Genomic DNA, 18,170 nt, shown 5'->3' with positions numbered 1-18,170 from the left:
ATACTTGCGTGGTGCCCACCTCTCAATGGGGAGGACTCCCCGTCCCCGTCGCCGTTCGTCCACCGCGGTGGATGCGATGGCTCGGGCCGCCGCTCCTCCTGGCCGCGTGGCTCGCAGCCCTGTCGCCCGTGCTCCTCGCGATCCGGGAGGGGGACTGGCAGGCCCCGGTGCGGGACTCGGGACTCGGCGCCGTCGGCGCGAGTGTCGGCTGGGTCGTCGTCACGGTCCTGCTCGTGACCATCCCCTTGGCCGTCCGGGTCCTCCTCACCTACCGCACGGTGCTGGACGCCGGGGGTGTGGACGCTCCCTTCGGTCGTGGGCGGCACGCCCTGGCGGACCTCGACCGCGTGCGCTGGGTGCCGCAGGGCGGACCCGTCAACGCCGCCCACCGCCCCGAACGCTTCGAGGTGAGCGCCTCGGGCGCCGGGCTCGTCGCGCGGGTGACCCGCCAGGAGGCGGACTGGGAGTCCGCGCTCGCCGTGCTGCGCCACTGGTCGAGGGTGCGTCCGGAGATCGTCGCGGACGAGCAGACCGCTCAGGTCCTCGCCGACGCCGGGCCATAGACTGCGACCCATGGCTGACCTCACCCGCGACGACGTGGCCCACCTCGCCGGTCTCGCCCGCATCGACCTCTCCGACGCCGAGCTCGACAAGATGGTCGGCGAGCTCGGGGTCATCCTCGAGTCGGTCGCGACCGTCCAGCAGTCACCGATCGAGGGTGTCGAGCCGATGAGCCACCCGATGCCCATCGTCAACGTCACGCGTCCCGACGTCATCCGCCCCAGCCTCGCGCCGGAGGACGCGCTCGCGGCGGCGCCCGAGTCCGAGCACCAGCGCTTCTCCGTCCCGCGCATCCTCGATGAGGACTGAGACGCGACGTATGCCGTGAGGTGAGCTCCCGGCATACGACCGCCTTTGCAGCACCACGCCCTCCCGCAGCGACCACGCAAGGACCGATGTGACCACCGACCTGACCCGCGCCAGCGCCGCCGACCTCGTCGCCCTCCTCTCCCGGGGGGAGACGTCGTCGGTCGAGCTGACCACGGCGCTGCTCGACCGGACCGAGGCGGTCGACGGCGACGTCCACGCCTACCTCCACGTCGACCGAGACGGCGCGCTCGCCAGCGCCCGCGACGTCGACGAGCGGCGCGGCCGTGGCGAGGACCTGCACCGGCTCGCGGGGGTCCCGATCGCCGTCAAGGACGTCATGGCGACGAGGGGCATGCCGACGACCTGCGGCAGCAGGATCCTCGAGGGGTGGATCCCGCCCTACGACGCGACCGTCGTGAGCCGGCTGCGCGCGGCCGGGATGCCGATCCTCGGCAAGACCAACATGGACGAGTTCGCCATGGGGTCCTCGACCGAGCACTCGGCGTACGGCCCCACGCGCAACCCGTGGGACCTCGACCGGATCCCCGGTGGCTCCGGCGGTGGCTCCAGCGCCGTCGTCGCCTCGTTCCAGGCGCCGCTGGCGATCGGCACCGACACCGGTGGCTCGATCCGCCAGCCGGCCGCGGTCACCGGCACGGTCGGGACCAAGCCGACGTACGGGGGCGTCTCCCGCTACGGCCTCGTCGCGCTCGCGTCGTCCCTCGACCAGGCCGGCCCGTGCACGCGCACCGTCCTCGACGCGGCGCTGCTGCACGAGGTCATCGGCGGCCACGACCCGATGGACTCCACCTCGATCGACGCGCCGGTCCCGGCCGTCGTCGAGGCCGCCCGCCGTGCCGACGTCTCGGGCATGCGGATCGGCATCGTGCGCGAGCTCACCGGCGAGGGCTTCCAGGCCGGCGTCCAGGCCCGTTTCGACGAGTCGGTCCAGCACCTCGTCGACGCCGGGGCCGAGGTCGTCGAGGTCTCCTGCCCGAGCTTCACCGCGGCGCTCGCGGCGTACTACCTCATCCTGCCGTCGGAGGCGTCGAGCAACCTCGCCAAGTTCGACGCCATGCGCTACGGCCTGCGCGTCCTGCCGGAGGGCATCGACGACCCGAGCGCCGAGCAGGTCATGGCGGCGACGCGCGACGCGGGCTTCGGCGACGAGGTCAAGCGCCGGATCATCCTCGGCACCTACGCCCTGTCCTCGGGCTACTACGACGCCTACTACGGCTCGGCGCAGAAGGTGCGGCGGCTCATCGCCGACGACTTCACCCGCGCGTTCGAGACCGCCGACGTGCTCGTGTCGCCGACGGCTCCCACGACCGCCTTCCGGTTCGGAGACAAGCTCGACGACCCGATGGCCATGTACCTCAACGACATCGCGACGATCCCCGCCAACCTCGCCGGGGTGCCGGGCATGTCGCTGCCGAGCGGGCTCGCCGACGAGGACGGGCTGCCGGCCGGCTTCCAGATCCTCGCGCCGGCCGCCGCCGACGAACGCCTGTATGCCGTGGGCGCGGCTCTCGAGCAGCGCCTCCTGTCCTCGTGGGGCGGGCCGCTGCTCGACCGTGCCCCCGACCTCGCCCAGCTCACCGTTGCGTCAGCGTCAACGGCTGCTAGAGCGACCACTACCGCTGACGTTGCCAAGAAGGATGCCTGAGATGAGCGCCACCACGACCGACGCGGTCATCTCCTACGACGAGGTGCTCGAGCGCTACGACCCGGTCATGGGCCTCGAGGTGCACGTCGAGCTCGGCACCCTGACGAAGATGTTCTGCGGGTGCGCGACCGAGTTCGGCGCGGAGCCCAACTCGCAGGTCTGCCCGGTGTGCCTGGGCCTGCCCGGTGCGCTGCCGGTCGTCAACGAGAAGGCGGTCGAGTCGGCGATCCGCATCGGCCTCGCGCTCAACTGCGAGATCGCGCAGTGGTGCCGCTTCGCCCGGAAGAACTACTTCTACCCGGACATGCCGAAGAACTTCCAGACCTCGCAGTACGACGAGCCCATCGCGTTCGAGGGCTTCCTCGAGGTCGATCTCGACGACGGCACGACGTACCGCGTCGAGATCGAGCGCGCCCACATGGAGGAGGACACCGGCAAGTCGCTGCACGTCGGTGGCTCGACCGGGCGCATCCACGGCGCGACGCACTCGCTCGTCGACTACAACCGTGCCGGCATCCCCCTCATCGAGATCGTCACCAAGCCGCTGCGCGGTGCGGGGGAGCGCGCGCCCGAGATCGCCCGCGCCTACGTCGCCGCCCTGCGCGACCTGCTCAAGGCGCTGGACGTCTCGGACGTCAAGATGGAGCAGGGCTCGATGCGCTGCGACGTCAACCTCTCGCTCATGCCCAAGGGCACCCAGGAGCTCGGCACCCGCTCGGAAACCAAGAACGTCAACTCGCTCCGCTCGGTCGAGCGGGCCGTCCGCTACGAGATGTGCCGTCACGGCGCGATCCTCGACGGCGGCGGCAAGGTGGTCCAGGAGACGCGTCACTGGCACGAGGACACCGGGGTGACGACGTCGGGGCGCGAGAAGTCCGACGCCGACGACTACCGGTACTTCCCGGAGCCGGACCTCGTGCCCGTCGCGCCCACGCGCGAGACCGTGGAGGCCCTGCGCGCGACCCTGCCGGAGCCGCCCGCGCAGCGCCGCAAGCGACTCCAGTCCGACTGGGGCTTCGCCGACCTCGAGATGCGTGACGTCATCAACGCCGGGCTGCTCGAGCTCATCGGCGAGACCGTCGAGGCCGGTGCCACCCCGGCTGGCGCCCGCAAGTGGTGGTCGGGCGAGATCGCCCGCCGCGCGAACGCCGCCGCGGTCGACGTGTCCACGTACGCCGCCGAGCACGCGATCACGCCGGCCCAGGTCGTCGAGCTCGAGTCGCTCGTGACGTCCGGTCGGCTCAACGACTCGATGGCGCGCCAGGTCCTCGAGGGGGTCCTCGACGGCGAGGGCACCCCGACCGCCGTCGCCGACGCTCGTGGGCTCGCGCTCGTCCAGGACGACTCCGCCCTCGAGGCCGCCGTCGACGCGGTCATCGCCGCCAACGGCGACGTCGCCCAGAAGGTGCGCGACGGCAAGGTCCAGGCCGCCGGCGCCCTCATCGGTCAGGTGATGAAGGCGATGAAGGGCCAGGCCGACGCCGGCAAGGCCCGCGAGCTCATCCTCGCCAAGCTCACCCCCTGACCGACTTATTGCGCATTCCGGCCCCGCGACACCGACTTGTTGCGCATTCCGTACAACGGAATGCGCAACAAGTCGGTGCGTAGGGCCGGAATGCGCAATAAGTCGGGGGGCCCGGGTGGGGTCAGCGGCGGCCGCCGCCGAGGAGGCCGCCGAGGACGTCGAGGATGGAGCCTCCACTGGACTGCTGGGTCTCCTGGCGGGTCTGCTCCGGAGCCGGAATCCGCGATGCCGTGCCGCCCCCGAGGGCGCCGCCGAGGACGTCCTGGAGCATCGAGTCGAGCGACCCGGGCCCACCCTGGCTGCCCCCGCCGGTGGGCGCCGGGGCCTGCTGGGTCGTGCCGCCCCCGAGGCCGCCCCCGCCGCCCCTGAGCACCTTGTTGGCGAGGTAGGACAGGACGATCGGCGCGAGGATGGGGATGAGCCGCTTGACGAGACCGCCGCCGACGCCGCTGCCGCCGAGGGCCGAGTACACCTGGTCCTCGTTCGGGCCGAAGATGTTCGAGGCGATCTTCTGGCCGTCGTTCTCGTCGACCTGTCCGAGGTCGACGCCGCCCTCGAGGAGGTCGTCGTCGTGCTGTCCGAGCGCCTCGACGATCGAGCTCGCACCACCCGGGTCCTGGGCGTTGGCGTGCAGGCCGCCGAGCAGGGCCGGCAGCGCCGCCTGGGCGGCCTGCTGCACCTCCTGCGGGTCGGCGCCGACCTGCCGCGCGAGCTGGTCGATGGGCAGGCTCTGGAGGATGTCGTCGATCGCAGCCATCGTGGGGCCACCTCTCGTCAGGTCGGTGGGCCCTCGCGGCCACCGCTGTCCTCAACGTACTCACGGTGGCCGCCGGCCGGTGGCTAACGGGGAGGGGCCCGGTCGGCCTCAGCCCACCGGCACCCGCACGACCCGGTCGTCGCCGGCGCGCGGGTCTCCCCGGAAGGTGTTGTTCGACAGGATCCACAGGGTGCCGTCGGGGGCGGCGACCACGTCGCGCACCCGGCCGTACCGCTCCCGGAACAGCCGGACCGGCTCCCCCTGGCGCCGCGGACCGTCGACGCCGACCTTCCACAGGGACTCGCCGCGAAGGGCCGCGAGGTACACGGCGCCGTCGGCACCGACGGCGATGCCGCTCGGGGACGCGTCGGACGTCGCCCACTGGGCGATGGGCGCCACGAACTCGTCGCTGCTGTCGTCGGTCCCCTCGGCCTCCGGCCAGCCGTAGTTGCCCCCGGGGGTGATGACGTTGAGCTCGTCCCACGTGTTCTGCCCGAACTCGCTCGCGTACATCGTGCCGTCGCCGCCCCACGCGAGTCCCTGGACGTTGCGGTGCCCGAGGCTCCACACCGGGCTCGCGCCGAACGGGTTGCCGCGAGCAGCCTTCCCGTCGGCCGTCACCCGCAAGATCTTGCCGCCGAGGTTGCCACGGTCCTGCGCACGCTCGGGCTGGGCGGCGTCGCCCGTGCCGACGTAGAGGAAACCGTCCGGTCCCCACGCGATCCGGCCGCCGTTGTGGTTTCCCGCCTTGGGTATGCCGGTGAGCACCGGTGCCATCTCGCCGAACCCGTAGGCGTCGAGGGTCGTCCGGACCACGCGGTTGTCGCGGTCCGCGGTGAAGTAGAGGTGCACCACCCGGTCGGTCGCGAAGGACGGGGAGACCGCGACGCCGAGCAGACCGCCCTCCCCACCGGCGTCGACGCCGTCGACCTCGCCGACGGTGCTGCGCCGTCCCTCGGGTGTGACGCGCACGACCTCGGCCTCGTCGCGCAGGGTGACGAGGGCGTCGCCGTCGGGCAGGAACGCGATGGACCACGGCACATCCAGTCCGGTGACGACGTCCGAGGGCGGGCCGGCCGGGACCGGGGGGCTCGCGGTCGGCGAGCCCGAGGGCGACCCCGAGGCCGACCCCGAGGCGGACGCCGAGCCGGACGCCGTGGGGGACGCGGGCGCCGACGACGTCGTGGCGGCCGACGGTGTGGGGTCCTCGTCGGGCGAGCCCGAGCATGCGGCGACGGCGAACGACAGTCCGAGCGCGAGGAGGGCGGGCAGCGGCAGGGGACGGGACGGCATACCCGATCGTCTCCCGAAGGCAGGGCGATGGCCACGGCGAAGGGGGAGACTCACAGCTTGGCCGTCGACTGCCGGGGCTCCGGCAGGGTCGCCTAGGGTCGGGACATGCTCGTCGTCTCCTTCCCGGACCCTGCCCTTCGCGACGCCGTCGGAGAGGTCCCGGGCGTCGAGAGCGTCCTGTGGGACCCCGCCGGTGAGGCGGAGCCCGACCCGCGGATCGAGGTCGTCGTCGCTCCCTACCTCGGCGCCGCCGAGGCCCTCGCGGCGGTGCAGCAGCTGGACGGCTGCCGCCTCGTGCAGCTCCAGTCGGCGGGCTTCGACGGCGTGCTCGAGGTCGTGCCGGAGGACGTCGCCGTGGCGAACGCGGCCGGGGTCTACGACGCGGCGACCGCCGAGCTCGCGGTCGGGATGGTGATCGCGTCACTGCGCGGCATCCCCGACGCGGTGCGGTCCGGTGACGAGCGGCGGTGGGCGCCGCTCGGACAGCGCCCCTCGCTCGCCGACCGGCGGGTGCTCATCGTCGGGTACGGATCGGTCGGGTCGGCGATCGCGCGACGACTCGGCCACTTCGAGGTGTCCCTCACCGCCGTCGCCTCGCGGGCCCGCGTCGGTGACGACCTCGTCGGGCCGGTGCGCTCGGTCGACGACCTGGCGGAGCTGCTGCCCGTGCACGACGTCGTCATCGTCATCACCCCCCTCACGGCGGCGACACGTCACCTCGTCGACGACGCCTTCCTGTCGGCCATGCCCGACGGCGCGCTGCTCGTCAACGTCGCCCGCGGCCCGGTCGCGGACACCGACGCCCTGGTGCGTCACGCGGGGCGCCTCCGGCTCGCCCTCGACGTCACCGACCCGGAGCCGCTGCCCGACGGCCACCCGCTCTGGGGCGCTCCGGACGTCCTCATCACGCCGCACGCCGGCGGCAACACGACGGCGCTCCTGCCGCGCATGTCGGCCCTGCTGCGCGGGCAGCTGTCCCGCGTGGCCGCCGGAGAGGAACCGCGCCACCTCGTCAGGCCGATTGTCAAGACCTGACAACGGGACCCGGCAGGAGCAAGATCGAGCCATGACCGTTGCTGCCGAGGACCGGACGCTCGTGCTCGTGCGCCATGCCAAGGCCGAGCAGGGCGGTGCCGAGGCGGACCACGATCGAGAGCTGACCTCCCGGGGTCACCGTGACGCCCGGGCCGCCGGGACGTGGCTGACCGCGCACGGCATCGGCGTGGACGAGGTGCTCTGCTCGACGGCGGCCCGGGCGCAACAGACCTGCGAGGACGTGTGGAGCGCGGGATGCTCCGAGGCCGACATCCACCACGACCACCGGATCTACAACGCCTCTGCCGAGCGGCTGCTCGACATCGCCCGCGAGGCCGACTCCGACGCGAACGTCGTCATGGTCGTCGGGCACGCTCCCGGCATCCCCGCTCTCGCCTCGATGCTCGCGGAGGGGGACGGCAGCGAGCAGGCCCACGACCTCATGAGCCGGGGCTTCCCGACGGCGGGGGTGGCGGTGCTGCGCTTCTCGGGCCACTGGAGCGACCTCGCGCCCGGGGTGGCCCGGCTCGACCGCTTCCACGTCGCCCGCGCGGACGGCTGACTCGCGTCACGTCGCGTGTCGTCGCGCGTCCCGGTCAGGTGACGGCGCGCATCGCCTCGATGGCGCCACGCAGGTAGCGCTCGACGACCGCCCGACCGTCGTGGTCGAGCGAGCCGTCGATCTCGGCCAGCTTGGCGAACATCGGCGCGAGCAGCGTGAACACCTCGCGGCGACCCGACTCGGTGACGACCACCTCGGTCCGGCGGCCGTCAGCGGCGTGGGGCCGGCGCTCGGCGTGGCCGCGGGCGACGAGCCGGTCCACGACCCCCGAGGAGGCCGCGGACGTCACCCCGAGCGCCTTGGCGAGCTCGACCGGTCCCATGGGGGAGGCGACGAGGTGGCGCAGGGAGTGCAGCTCAGAGACCGAGAGCCCCGCCCTGCGGGCCACGTCGTGCGGCACCTGCGCCGCGAGGTCGACGAGCTCCTGGAGGGCGTCGAGCGACGAGGACTGTCGGTACGCGGGGACGACGGAGGTCACCGTCGTCGGCTCGACCGCGGAGCGCGGCGCACGGTTTGCGTGAACCTGCCGGGATTCCGTAATATCACTCACCTACTTAGTCACTTGGTGAATCACCCACCGATCAACACTACCAAGGAGTGCCCGCATGGCCAGCCTCGCTCGCCTCATCACCCGGCGGTGGGTCGCCGGGCTGCTCGCCCTCTTCGCCCTGCTCGCCGCGGGCGCCACCATCGGTGTGGTCGGCCAGGCCGAGCTGGGCCCGACGGCCACCGCCTCGCTCCCGCTGGACTCCGACAGCAGGGCGGCGGCCGAGCTGAGCGCCGAGCTTCCCGAGGCCGAGGGCTCCGCGGCCCTGGTGCTCTACAGCAGCGACGAGCCGCTGGGCGCCGACGCGCTCGCGTTCGTCGAGGAGCGGGCGCGCACCCTGCCGGGGGTGACCGGGGCGCCGCCGGTGGTCGCCGAGGACGGCACCGCGGCGACGGTGTTCGTGCCGGTCGTCGCCAACGATGCCACCCAGACCGCGGACGTCGTGGCCGAGCTGCGCACGGCTGCCAAGGCGGACCTGCCCGACGGGCTCGTCGCCCAGGTCACCGGGCCGGCCGCGATCCAGGCCGACCTGGCCGCGGTGTTCGACGGCGCCAACTTCCGTCTCCTCGGCGCCACGGCGGGCGTCGTCGCCCTCCTCCTCATCATCACCTATCGCAGCCCCGTGCTCTGGCTCGTCCCGCTCACCGTGGTCGGCGTGGCCGACCAGCTCGCGGCCGTGCTCGCCACCCGAACCCTCGCCGCCTTCGACGTCCAGTGGGACGAGTCGACCATCGGCATCCTCTCGGTGCTCGTCTTCGGTGCCGGGACCGACTACGCGCTCCTGCTCATCTCGCGCTATCGCGACGAGCTGCGCGTGCACGCCGACCGCCGCGCCGCGATGGCCAAGGCGCTCACGCGCACGGCGGAGGCCGTCCTCTCCAGCGCCTCGACCGTCGTCATCGGCCTGCTGACCCTGCTCCTGTCCGCCTTCCCGACGACGCGGGGGCTCGGGCTCGCCTGCGCGGTCGGTGTCGTCGTCGCCGCCGCCTTCGTGCTCATCGTGCTGCCGGCCGCCCTCGTCGTCTTCGGTCGCTGGATCTTCTGGCCCAAGGTGCCCCTGGAGGGGCAGGCCAGCCTGGCCGACTCGAAGTCCCTGTGGCGGCGGATCGGCGACACGGTCGCCGGGCGTCCTGCCGTCTTCGCGACGGTCACCGTCGCGCTGCTCGCCCTCGCCGCGACCGGCATGACCCAGATCCGCACCGGGCTCGACGGGGCCGACCAGTTCCTCAGCAAGCCCGAGGCGATCTCCGCCGGGGAGCGCCTGGCGGAGTCCTTCCCCGCCGGGTCGGCCGACCCCACGACCGTCGTCTCGCGCGGCACCGACCCGGCTGCGCTCAGCTCCACGGTGTCCGGCGTCGACGGGGTCTCCTCGACCCGGGAGGTGGCGAGCGCCGGTGGCGTGAGCGAGATCCAGGCCGTGCTCGACGCCGAGCCGGGCTCCGACGAGGCCGCAGACGCCGTGACGGCGATCCGGGCCGCCGTCGCCGACACCCCTGACACGCACGTCGGCGGAACGGAGGCCGAGGCTCTCGACGCGGCCGAGGCGTCCACCCGCGACCGGTTCCTCATCTTCCCGCTGATCCTAGGGCTCGTCCTCGTCGCCCTCGGGCTGCTGCTCCGGTCGGTGGTCGCGCCGCTCATCCTCGTCTCCACCGTCGTCGCGACCTACCTGTCGAGCCTGGGGCTCTCGTGGGTGCTGTTCACCCAGGTGCTCGGCTTCGACCGGCTCGACGACGGGGTGCCGCTGCTGGCCTTCGTCTTCCTCGTGGCGCTCGGTGTGGACTACAACATCTTCCTCGTCACCCGGGCGGCGGAGGAGGCTCGCGGTCACGGTGCCAGGGAGGGCATGCTCCGTGCCCTCTCGGCCACCGGTGGCGTCATCACGAGCGCGGGCATCCTGCTCGCCGCGGTGTTCGCGGTGCTCGGTGTGCTCCCGCTCGTCGTCCTCGCGCAGCTCGGCGTCATCATCTGCGTCGGCGTCCTGCTCGACACCCTCGTCGTGCGCACCGTCCTCGTGCCGGCCATCGCCCTCGTCCTCGGCGACCGGTTCTGGTGGCCACGTCGCGTCGGTGGACCCGACCGGTCGGATCGCGCCCCCCGTGGCGCGGCCGATCCGGAGCCGGAGCTGGTCGCAGCTCAGAGATGAGATCGGCGTCCCAGCCCATGGACGCCCGTCCTAGAGTTGGCGCATGAGCGACGCCCCCGACATCAAGCCCCGCAGCCGCGACGTCACCGACGGCCTCGAGAAGTCCGCGGCCCGGGGCATGCTGCGAGCCGTCGGGATGGGCGACGACGACTGGGTCAAGCCCCAGATCGGCGTCGCGAGCTCGTGGAACGAGATCACCCCCTGCAACCTCTCCCTCGACCGCCTCGCCAAGGCGGTCAAGGACGGTGTGCACGCCGGCGGTGGCTACCCCCTCGAGTTCGGCACCATCTCGGTCTCCGACGGCATCTCGATGGGTCACGAGGGCATGCACTTCTCGCTCGTCTCGCGCGAGATCATCGCCGACTCGGTGGAGACGGTGATGAACGCCGAGCGCCTCGACGCCTCCGTGCTCCTCGCCGGGTGCGACAAGAGCCTGCCCGGCATGCTCATGGCCGCGGCCCGCCTCGACCTCGCCTCCGTGTTCCTGTATGCCGGGACGATCCTTCCCGGGATCGCCAAGCTCTCCGACGGGTCCGAGCGGACCGTGACGATCATCGACGCGTTCGAGGCCGTGGGCGCGTGCGCCGCCGGGAAGATGTCGCGCGAGGACGTCGACGCCATCGAGCGCGCGATCTGTCCGGGCGAGGGCGCCTGCGGCGGTATGTACACCGCGAACACGATGGCCTCGGTCGCCGAGGCGATGGGCATGTCGCTGCCCGGCTCCGCCGCGCCGCCCGCCACCGACCGTCGCCGCGACGGCTTCGCCCGCAAGTCCGGTGAGGCCGTGGTCGAGCTCCTGCGACGCGGCATCACCGCCCGCCAGATCATGACGAAGGAGGCCTTCGAGAACGCCATCGCCGTCGTCATGGCCTTCGGAGGCTCGACCAACGCCGTGCTCCACCTCCTCGCGATCGCCCACGAGGCGGAGGTCGACCTCACCATCGGTGACTTCCAGCGCATCGGGGCCCGGGTGCCGCACCTCGCCGACGTCAAGCCGTTCGGGCAGTTCGTCATGACCGACATCGACCGGGTCGGGGGGGTGCCCGTCGTCATGAAGGCGCTGCTCGACGCCGACCTCCTCCACGGCGACTGCCTCACCGTCACCGGCCGCACCGTCGCCGAGAACCTCGCCGACATCCGCCCGCCCGACCCCGACGGCCACGTCGTGCGCGCCATGTCCGAGCCGATCCACAAGACCGGCGGCCTGACGATCCTCCAGGGCTCGCTCGCCCCCGAGGGCGCCGTCGTGAAGTCGGCCGGCTTCGACACCGACGTCTTCGAGGGCACCGCCCGCGTCTTCGACGGTGAGCGCGCCGCGATGGACGCCGTCGAGAAGGGGCGGCTCCAGCCGCAGGACGTCGTCGTCATCCGCTACGAGGGTCCCAAGGGCGGGCCCGGCATGCGCGAGATGCTCGCAGTCACCGGCGCCATCAAGGGTGCGGGTCTCGGCAAGGACGTCCTGCTCCTCACCGACGGCCGCTTCTCCGGTGGCACCACCGGCCTGTGCGTCGGCCACGTCGCGCCCGAGGCGGTCGACGAGGGACCCATCGCCTTCGTCCGTGACGGGGACGGCATACGCCTCGACGTCGCGAACGGCACGCTCGACCTCCTCGTCGACGACGCCGAGCTGGACCGTCGTCGCGCCGAGGGCGTCACCCACCCCGAGCCGAAGTACACGAGAGGCGTCCTCGCCAAGTACCGCAAGCTCGTCGGCTCGGCGAGCAAGGGCGCGGTCTGCGACTGACGCCCGCCCCGAAGGTGACCGAATGGTGGGATGTGGTGTCTCACACGTTGACACGGCAGGGGCGGCGCGGGAGAGTCGTCCCGTGGCCCGCATCCTCGTACTTCCCGTGGCGCCCGGCCCGGCCTGAGACGGTCGGCCAGGCGCCTCCCTCCATCGTCCCCACCCGGGGACGGGAGGGTTTTTTTGTGGCCACGAACAACCCGCGACACCCATGACGACGCAGAGATGGTGACGACGTGAGCGAGACCCAGGCAGCGCCGACCCCGGCGCGGCTCGCCGAGCAGGCCCGAGCCAAGGCGCCGATCGAGGTGACCGGAGCCCAGAGCCTCGTCCTCTCGCTCGAGTCCATGGACGTCGACACCGTCTTCGGCATCCCCGGGGGCGCGATCCTCCCCGCCTACGACCCGCTCCTCGACTCGGTCAAGGTGCGACACATCCTCGTCCGCCACGAGCAGGGTGCCGGGCACGCGGCGGAGGGCTACGCCAGCGCGACCGGCCGGGTCGGCGTCTGCATGGCGACCTCCGGCCCCGGCGCGACCAACCTCGTCACGGCCCTCGCCGACGCCCACATGGACTCGGTCCCGATCGTGGCCATCACCGGCCAGGTCGCGAGCGCCTCGATCGGCACGGATGCCTTCCAGGAGGCCGACATCCGCGGCATCACGATGCCGATCACCAAGCACAACTACCTCGTCACGGACGCGGCGCAGATCCCGCGGGTCATCGCCGAGGCCTTCCACATCGCCGCGACCGGCCGGCCCGGCCCGGTCCTCGTCGACATCAGCAAGGACGCCCTGCAGGCGAAGACGACCTTCGCGTGGCCGCCGCGGATCGACCTTCCCGGCTACCATCCCGTCACCCGGCCGCACACGAAGCAGATCCGCGAGGCGTCCAGGCTCATCGCCGCGTCCGAGCGCCCCGTTCTCTACGTCGGCGGCGGCGTCATCCGCGCCGACGCCTGCGAGGAGCTGCGCCAGTTCGTCGAGCTCACCCGGATCCCCGTCGTCACCACGCTCATGGCCCGTGGCGCGCTGCCCGACAGCCATGAGCTGCACCTCGGCATGCCGGGCATGCACGGCTCGGTCGCCGCGGTCACCGCCCTCCAGAAGGCCGACCTCCTCATCACCCTCGGCGCCCGCTTCGACGACCGCGTCACCGGCCAGCTGTCGACGTTCGCCCCCGAGGCCAAGGTGATCCACGCCGACATCGACCCCGCCGAGATCTCCAAGAACCGCAAGGCCGACGTCCCGATCGTCGGGTCGTGCAAGGACGTCCTCGTCGACCTCATCCAGTCGGTCGACGCCGACATCGACGCGGGCCGCGCCGGCGACTACGCGCAGTGGCGCGAGCGCACCCAGGGCTGGAAGCGCGACTTCCCCTTGGGCTACGCCTCCTCTGAGGGCGGCACCCTCGCCCCGCAGTACGTCATCGAGCGGCTCAGTGCGATCGTCGGGCCCGAGGCGGTCTACGTCGCCGGGGTCGGCCAGCACCAGATGTGGGCGGCCCAGTTCGTCCAGTACGAGCGTCCCCGCGCCTGGCTCAACTCCGGTGGCCTCGGAACCATGGGGTATGCCGTCCCGGCCGCCATGGGTGCCCAGGTCGGCGAGCCCGAGCGCACCGTGTGGGCGATCGACGGCGACGGGTGCTTCCAGATGACCAACCAGGAGCTCGCGACCTGCGTGATCAACAACATCCCGATCAAGGTCGCCGTCATCAACAACAGCAGCCTCGGCATGGTCCGCCAGTGGCAGTCGCTCTTCTACAACGAGCGCTACTCCAACACCGACCTCCACACATCCCACGAGGGCACCCGGATCCCCGACTTCGTCAAGCTTGCCGACGCCTACGGGTGCGCCGGGCTCCGGTGCGAGAGACCGGAGGACGTGGACGACACGATCCGGCAGGCGATGGCGATCAACGACCGACCGGTCGTCGTCGACTTCGTCGTGCACCGTGACGCGATGGTGTGGCCGATGGTGCCGGCCGGCGTGAGCAACGACGCGATCCAGGTAGCCAAGGACACCGCACCCCAGTGGGACCGCGAAGAGGAGGTGAGCAGCTGATGTCGCAGCACACGCTCTCGGTGCTCGTCGAGAACAAGCCCGGCGTCCTCGCCCGCATCGCCGGCCTGTTCGCCCGACGCGGCTTCAACATCCACTCGCTCGCGGTGGGGGAGACCGAGCACGTCGAGATCTCCCGCATCACGGTTGTCGTCGACGTCGAGGACCTGCCGCTCGAACAGGTGACCAAGCAGCTGAACAAGCTCGTCGAGGTGCTCAAGGTCGTCGAGCTCGACGCGGCCTCGGCCGTGCAGCGGCAGGTCATGCTCATCAAGGTCCGGGCCGACGCGGCGACGCGCAGCCAGGTCCTCGAGCTCGTCCAGCTCTTCCGCGCCAAGGTCGTCGACGTCGCCACCGAGTCGGTGACCATCGAGGCCACCGGCCCCGGCGAGAAGCTCACCGCCCTGCTCGGGGTCCTCGAGCCCTACGGCGTGCGCGAGCTCGTCCAGTCGGGCATCGTCGCCATCGGGCGCGGCCCCCGCTCCATCACCGACCGCGCGCTGCGCGGAGCCTGACCACCACACGCACGCACCCGGCACACACACGCACACAAGGAGAAGAGCGACACCATGGCTGAAATGTTCTACGACGACGACGCGGACCTGTCGATCATCCAGGGGCGCAAGGTCGCCGTCATCGGATACGGCAGCCAGGGCCACGCCCACGCCCTCAACCTGCGCGACAGCGGGGTCGACGTCCGCGTCGGTCTCGCCGAGGGCAGCAAGAGCCGCGCGAAGGCCGAGGCCGAGGGCCTGACCGTCCGGACCGTGGCCGAGGCCACCGCGGAGGCCGACCTCGTCGTCATCCTCACGCCCGACCAGGTGCAGCGCACGGTCTACGCCGACCACATCAAGCCGAACCTCAAGGAGGGCGCGGCGCTGCTCTTCGGGCACGGCTTCAACATCCGCTTCGACTACATCCAGCCCGAGGCCGGGTCCGACGTCCTCATGGTCGCCCCCAAGGGGCCCGGACACCTCGTCCGCCGCGAGTACGTCGACGGCCGTGGGGTCCCCGTGCTGCTCGCCGTCGAGCAGGACCCGTCGGGCACGGCCTGGGACCTCGCGAAGTCGTACGCCAAGGCCATCGGCGGCCTGCGCGCCGGCGGCATCCGGACGACCTTCACCGAGGAGTGCGAGACCGACCTGTTCGGTGAGCAGGCGGTGCTGTGCGGTGGCGCCAGCCAGCTCGTGCAGTACGGCTTCGAGACCCTCACCGAGGCCGGCTACCAGCCCGAGATCGCCTATTTCGAGGTCCTGCACGAGCTCAAGCTCATCGTCGACCTCATGGTCGAGGGCGGCATCGCCAAGCAGCGCTGGTCGGTCTCCGACACGGCCGAGTACGGCGACTACGTCTCCGGCCCCCGCGTCATCGACCCGTCGGTCAAGGAGAACATGCAGGCCGTCCTCGCCGACATCAAGAACGGTGCGTTCGCCAAGCGCTTCATCGACGACCAGGACGCCGGCGCGCCTGAGTTCAAGGCCCTGCGCGAGAAGGGTTCCCAGCACCCGATCGAGGCCACGGGCAAGGACCTGCGCAAGCTCATGGCCTGGGTCAAGACCGACACCGACAGCGACTACGTCGAGGGTTCCGCCGCGCGCTGAGCCGGCCGCGCGAACGAACGCCCCCCACGGACCCGTCCGTGGGGGGCGTTGTGCCGGGTGCGTGCGCGAGGGTCCTGAGGCGTATGCCGTCCGCTCGCCTCGAGGGGTCACGCGGCGGTGTGGGCTTCCCCGCGGCGACGGGTGGAGGCGGCCGTGACGACGGCACCGATGGCCGCCATGCCTGCGAGGGCGCCCAGCGCGAGCTGGAGGTACTCGACGGCGTCGTCGTCGACCGTCGCGACGGCAGCTCGATGGTTCTGGCTGCCCGAGGACGGCGAAGAGTACTGGAGGGTCGAGCCGTCGGGACGGGGCTGCGGGGCACCGGCGGCGGGGATCGGCTCCCCGGGGTAGGGCCGGGCGAAGGCCGGGGTGACGGTGAGCAGGCTCGCGAGGGCTGCCGTCGCGAGGACTCCGGCTGCCCGTCGGTGCGAGGTGCTGGTGCGGAGGGTGGTGCTGGGGGCCATGACGGCCTCCTCTCTGTGTCGTGACCGCCCCCGAGCTCCTCGGGTCCTGCGGTCGGCCCATCCCCTGCGGAGGGCCTCGATGACAGTGAAGGAGCCGCCGGTGTCAGGCCGGTACCGGTGCCTGAGCCGACTCGGCCCGTCGGTATCAGTGGGGTATCACGGCCCGATGCGCTCAGACGCTCGAGGACCCGTCGACGAGGTCGGACACCACGACCGAGGTGCTGAGCACCCGGTCGCCACGCTGGGAGGTGACCTTGACCGGCATACCCGGTCGTCGGCGTGAGAACCAGAAGGTCGTCACGTCACCGCCGTCCCGGACGACGTAGCGCAGGCACGCCTCGACCCCGAGTCCGAAGTCCAGCGCGACCTCGTCGTTGGTCGTGGCCGCTGCGGGGAACGACGCGTGCCGCTGGAGGTCCAGCCACGTGACGGGCATGGAGTCGACGGCGCCGTCGACCACCCCCTGCGCGTCGCAGTCCGCGCGCTCGTAGGTCGCGCCCTCGGTCGTCACCGCCGCGAACCGGCTCATCCGGTGCCGCACACCGTCGGCGTCCTCGACCCGCACGACGACCGTGCGTCCGGCGGGGCACCCCTCGCGGATCTCGCTGGCGGAGAACGGTGTCGGCGCCGTCCCCGGTGCGAGGACGTGGTCGTCGCTCATGTCGGCGAGTGGAAGCGCCGGGGGAGCGGGGTCGGTTGGGTGGTGAGCCACTCCTCGAACGTGCGACCACCGGTCTCCGCGCCCGGGTCCGGCAGGATCGCGCCCTCGGAGAAGCCCCTGAGCACCGGCAGGAACGGCGGGACGCGGACGACGCGCGGCACGTCCCGTCCGTCGTGCGCCGCGAGGCGTTCGGCCACCTCACGGGCCGTGTATGCCGTCGGGCCGGCGAGGTCGCGCGCGCGCCGGAAGCCGCTCGGAGCAGGTCCGGTGGCATGGTCGCAGAGCCGCTGTGCGACCCAGTCGATGTCCACCGGCTGGATCCGCATGTCACCGATGGCGAAGGCGAGGGGACCGACCCGACCCGCCGCGCCGATGAACGCGGCCAGCGAGTGGAACTGCGTCACGCGCACCACGGTCGCTGCCACCCCGGCGGACTCCAGGGCTCGCTCGGAGTCGACCTTGGCCCGGTAGTAGGCGTAGGGCACCCGGTCGCACCCGACGATCGAGATCGACACCACGTGGGAATCGGAGCCGAGCCGGCGCAGCGACTCACCGATGCGCCGCGCGCCGGCGACGTCGACTCTCGCCGGCCGGGTCTGGGACGTCGCCGCGTGGACCACGGCCGCTGCGCCCTCGAGGACGGCGTCGAGGCCCTCGCCCGTCGAGAGGTCGACCCCGGTGCGTCGGCTCGCGGCCATCGCCTCGTGGCCGCGCCCGCCCAGCAGCCTGACCACCCGGGCCCCCAGGTCACCGGATCCGCCGGTCACGACGATGCGCATGTCCGCAGTGTCCCAGCGCCGATCCGGGGCGTCGAGCACCTCCGGGCGCGCCTATCCTCAGGTGTGACCGACACGATGGCGACCTGGCCCGCCGGGCTGCTGTGGGCCGGCCTGTTCGCGCTGGGTGTCGTGCGTGGCCTCGGCTACTACGCGATCGGGCGGGTCGCGACCTCGCGAGCCGCACCGGACGGACGCGTCGCCGCGGCGCAGGAGCGCGTGCGCCGGTTCGGAGCCCGCTCCGTGCTCGTCACGTACCCGGTCTACGGGCTCGCCGGGGCCACCCAGGTGGCCAACGGTGCCGCCCGGATCGCCTTGGCGCGCTTCCTCGCGGTCCTCACACCGGTGTCCGCGTGCTGGGCGGCGCTGCAGACCGTCGTGGGCGTCGCCGTGTGGCAGGTCGTCCTCGGCGGCTGAGCCGTGGCAGGTCCGTATGCCGGGCCGGACCATCCACATTCTGGGC

The 18,170-nt window shown here is 72.3% G+C and carries 18 protein-coding genes; 12 read left to right on the top strand and 6 right to left on the bottom strand.

The window, feature by feature from the left end; genetic code table 11:
• Positions 1-71: 71 nt before the first annotated feature.
• The 4 genes from AC3EU2_RS01930 (at position 72) to gatB (ending at position 4,061) form a co-directional block, all read left to right on the top strand.
• The gene (locus tag AC3EU2_RS01930; protein ID WP_488178062.1) at positions 72-563 is read left to right on the top strand and encodes a hypothetical protein; all 492 of its coding nucleotides are present in this window, start codon (positions 72-74) and stop codon (positions 561-563) included.
• Positions 564-573: 10 nt separating this feature from the next.
• The gene (gene gatC / locus AC3EU2_RS01925; RefSeq protein WP_488178061.1) at positions 574-870 is read left to right on the top strand and encodes an Asp-tRNA(Asn)/Glu-tRNA(Gln) amidotransferase subunit GatC; all 297 of its coding nucleotides are present in this window, start codon (positions 574-576) and stop codon (positions 868-870) included.
• A gap of 88 nt (positions 871-958) precedes the next feature.
• Entirely contained in the window at positions 959-2,536 is a 1,578-nt protein-coding gene (gatA, locus tag AC3EU2_RS01920; protein WP_488178060.1) for an Asp-tRNA(Asn)/Glu-tRNA(Gln) amidotransferase subunit GatA, read from the top strand.
• A 1-nt stretch (position 2,537) separates the two neighbouring features.
• The gene (gene gatB, locus AC3EU2_RS01915) at positions 2,538-4,061 is read left to right on the top strand and encodes an Asp-tRNA(Asn)/Glu-tRNA(Gln) amidotransferase subunit GatB (protein WP_488178059.1); all 1,524 of its coding nucleotides are present in this window, start codon (positions 2,538-2,540) and stop codon (positions 4,059-4,061) included.
• Positions 4,062-4,182: 121 nt separating this feature from the next.
• On the opposite strand, the gene AC3EU2_RS01910 is transcribed toward gatB, so the two are convergent.
• Both AC3EU2_RS01910 and AC3EU2_RS01905 read right to left on the bottom strand, forming a co-directional pair.
• On the bottom strand, positions 4,183-4,818 hold the full coding sequence (locus tag AC3EU2_RS01910; RefSeq protein ID WP_488178058.1) for a DUF937 domain-containing protein: 636 nt from the start codon (positions 4,816-4,818) through the stop codon (positions 4,183-4,185).
• A 108-nt stretch (positions 4,819-4,926) separates the two neighbouring features.
• Entirely contained in the window at positions 4,927-6,111 is a 1,185-nt protein-coding gene (locus AC3EU2_RS01905) for a PQQ-dependent sugar dehydrogenase (RefSeq protein ID WP_488178057.1), read from the bottom strand.
• Positions 6,112-6,216: 105 nt separating this feature from the next.
• Between AC3EU2_RS01905 and AC3EU2_RS01900 the strand changes: the two genes are divergently transcribed.
• The gene (locus tag AC3EU2_RS01900; protein WP_488178056.1) at positions 6,217-7,146 is read left to right on the top strand and encodes a 2-hydroxyacid dehydrogenase; all 930 of its coding nucleotides are present in this window, start codon (positions 6,217-6,219) and stop codon (positions 7,144-7,146) included.
• A 31-nt stretch (positions 7,147-7,177) separates the two neighbouring features.
• Positions 7,178-7,708 carry a SixA phosphatase family protein gene (locus AC3EU2_RS01895; RefSeq protein ID WP_488178054.1) on the top strand — a complete coding sequence of 177 codons (531 nt, stop codon included), beginning with the start codon at positions 7,178-7,180 and terminating at the stop codon, positions 7,706-7,708.
• Positions 7,709-7,742: 34 nt separating this feature from the next.
• Here the strand turns inward: AC3EU2_RS01895 and AC3EU2_RS01890 are convergent, their stop codons facing one another.
• On the bottom strand, positions 7,743-8,186 hold the full coding sequence (locus tag AC3EU2_RS01890; protein WP_488178053.1) for a MarR family winged helix-turn-helix transcriptional regulator: 444 nt from the start codon (positions 8,184-8,186) through the stop codon (positions 7,743-7,745).
• Positions 8,187-8,313: 127 nt separating this feature from the next.
• Between AC3EU2_RS01890 and AC3EU2_RS01885 the strand changes: the two genes are divergently transcribed.
• The 5 genes from AC3EU2_RS01885 (at position 8,314) to ilvC (ending at position 15,806) form a co-directional block, all read left to right on the top strand.
• Positions 8,314-10,401, top strand: coding sequence for an MMPL family transporter (locus AC3EU2_RS01885; RefSeq protein WP_488178052.1), 2,088 nt, complete (start codon positions 8,314-8,316; stop codon positions 10,399-10,401).
• Between the two features lie 43 nt (positions 10,402-10,444).
• A complete protein-coding gene (gene ilvD, locus AC3EU2_RS01880; protein ID WP_488178051.1) occupies positions 10,445-12,145 on the top strand; it encodes a dihydroxy-acid dehydratase in 1,701 nt (566 codons plus the stop codon).
• A 236-nt stretch (positions 12,146-12,381) separates the two neighbouring features.
• Positions 12,382-14,208, top strand: a complete 1,827-nt coding sequence (locus AC3EU2_RS01875; RefSeq protein ID WP_488178050.1) for an acetolactate synthase large subunit — start codon at positions 12,382-12,384, stop codon at positions 14,206-14,208.
• Complete coding sequence (gene ilvN / locus AC3EU2_RS01870; RefSeq protein ID WP_488178049.1) at positions 14,208-14,720, top strand: acetolactate synthase small subunit; 513 nt, start codon at positions 14,208-14,210, stop codon at positions 14,718-14,720. Before AC3EU2_RS01875 ends, ilvN begins: the two co-directional genes overlap by 1 nt.
• A gap of 54 nt (positions 14,721-14,774) precedes the next feature.
• On the top strand, positions 14,775-15,806 hold the full coding sequence (gene ilvC, locus AC3EU2_RS01865) for a ketol-acid reductoisomerase (RefSeq protein ID WP_488178048.1): 1,032 nt from the start codon (positions 14,775-14,777) through the stop codon (positions 15,804-15,806).
• 107 nt (positions 15,807-15,913) lie between these two features.
• On the opposite strand, the gene AC3EU2_RS01860 is transcribed toward ilvC, so the two are convergent.
• The 3 genes from AC3EU2_RS01860 to AC3EU2_RS01850 all read right to left on the bottom strand — a co-directional run bounded on the left by AC3EU2_RS01860 (position 15,914) and on the right by AC3EU2_RS01850 (position 17,710).
• Positions 15,914-16,270, bottom strand: a complete 357-nt coding sequence (locus tag AC3EU2_RS01860; RefSeq protein ID WP_488178047.1) for a hypothetical protein — start codon at positions 16,268-16,270, stop codon at positions 15,914-15,916.
• A gap of 172 nt (positions 16,271-16,442) precedes the next feature.
• Positions 16,443-16,931 carry a hypothetical protein gene (locus AC3EU2_RS01855; RefSeq protein ID WP_488178046.1) on the bottom strand — a complete coding sequence of 163 codons (489 nt, stop codon included), beginning with the start codon at positions 16,929-16,931 and terminating at the stop codon, positions 16,443-16,445.
• Positions 16,928-17,710, bottom strand: coding sequence for an SDR family oxidoreductase (locus AC3EU2_RS01850; protein ID WP_488178045.1), 783 nt, complete (start codon positions 17,708-17,710; stop codon positions 16,928-16,930). The genes AC3EU2_RS01855 and AC3EU2_RS01850 overlap by 4 nt, the downstream gene beginning before the upstream one ends.
• 63 nt (positions 17,711-17,773) lie before the next feature.
• On the opposite strand from AC3EU2_RS01850, the gene AC3EU2_RS01845 reads away from it, so the two are divergent.
• Positions 17,774-18,124 carry a hypothetical protein gene (locus tag AC3EU2_RS01845; RefSeq protein WP_488178044.1) on the top strand — a complete coding sequence of 117 codons (351 nt, stop codon included), beginning with the start codon at positions 17,774-17,776 and terminating at the stop codon, positions 18,122-18,124.
• Positions 18,125-18,170 lie beyond the last annotated feature (46 nt).

The organism is Knoellia sp. B-D-2 (genome assembly GCF_057714695.1).
Note: the sequence above shows the minus strand (reverse complement) of the source record. Positions and strands in the feature narration are given on the sequence as shown.

Excerpts from the sequence above, each read along its gene's own strand:
- AC3EU2_RS01930 (WP_488178062.1), top strand. The coding sequence starts at position 72 with ATGCGATGGCTCGGGCCGCCGCTCCTCCTGGCCGCGTGGCTCGCAGCC.
- gatC (WP_488178061.1), top strand. The coding sequence starts at position 574 with ATGGCTGACCTCACCCGCGACGACGTGGCCCACCTCGCCGGTCTCGCC.
- gatB (WP_488178059.1), top strand. The coding sequence starts at position 2,538 with ATGAGCGCCACCACGACCGACGCGGTCATCTCCTACGACGAGGTGCTC.
- AC3EU2_RS01910 (WP_488178058.1), bottom strand. The coding sequence starts at position 4,818 with ATGGCTGCGATCGACGACATCCTCCAGAGCCTGCCCATCGACCAGCTC.
- AC3EU2_RS01905 (WP_488178057.1), bottom strand. The coding sequence starts at position 6,111 with ATGCCGTCCCGTCCCCTGCCGCTGCCCGCCCTCCTCGCGCTCGGACTG.
- AC3EU2_RS01900 (WP_488178056.1), top strand. The coding sequence starts at position 6,217 with ATGCTCGTCGTCTCCTTCCCGGACCCTGCCCTTCGCGACGCCGTCGGA.
- AC3EU2_RS01895 (WP_488178054.1), top strand. The coding sequence starts at position 7,178 with ATGACCGTTGCTGCCGAGGACCGGACGCTCGTGCTCGTGCGCCATGCC.
- AC3EU2_RS01885 (WP_488178052.1), top strand. The coding sequence starts at position 8,314 with ATGGCCAGCCTCGCTCGCCTCATCACCCGGCGGTGGGTCGCCGGGCTG.
- ilvD (WP_488178051.1), top strand. The coding sequence starts at position 10,445 with ATGAGCGACGCCCCCGACATCAAGCCCCGCAGCCGCGACGTCACCGAC.
- ilvN (WP_488178049.1), top strand. The coding sequence starts at position 14,208 with ATGTCGCAGCACACGCTCTCGGTGCTCGTCGAGAACAAGCCCGGCGTC.
- ilvC (WP_488178048.1), top strand. The coding sequence starts at position 14,775 with ATGGCTGAAATGTTCTACGACGACGACGCGGACCTGTCGATCATCCAG.
- AC3EU2_RS01860 (WP_488178047.1), bottom strand. The coding sequence starts at position 16,270 with ATGGCCCCCAGCACCACCCTCCGCACCAGCACCTCGCACCGACGGGCA.
- AC3EU2_RS01855 (WP_488178046.1), bottom strand. The coding sequence starts at position 16,931 with ATGAGCGACGACCACGTCCTCGCACCGGGGACGGCGCCGACACCGTTC.
- AC3EU2_RS01850 (WP_488178045.1), bottom strand. The coding sequence starts at position 17,710 with ATGCGCATCGTCGTGACCGGCGGATCCGGTGACCTGGGGGCCCGGGTG.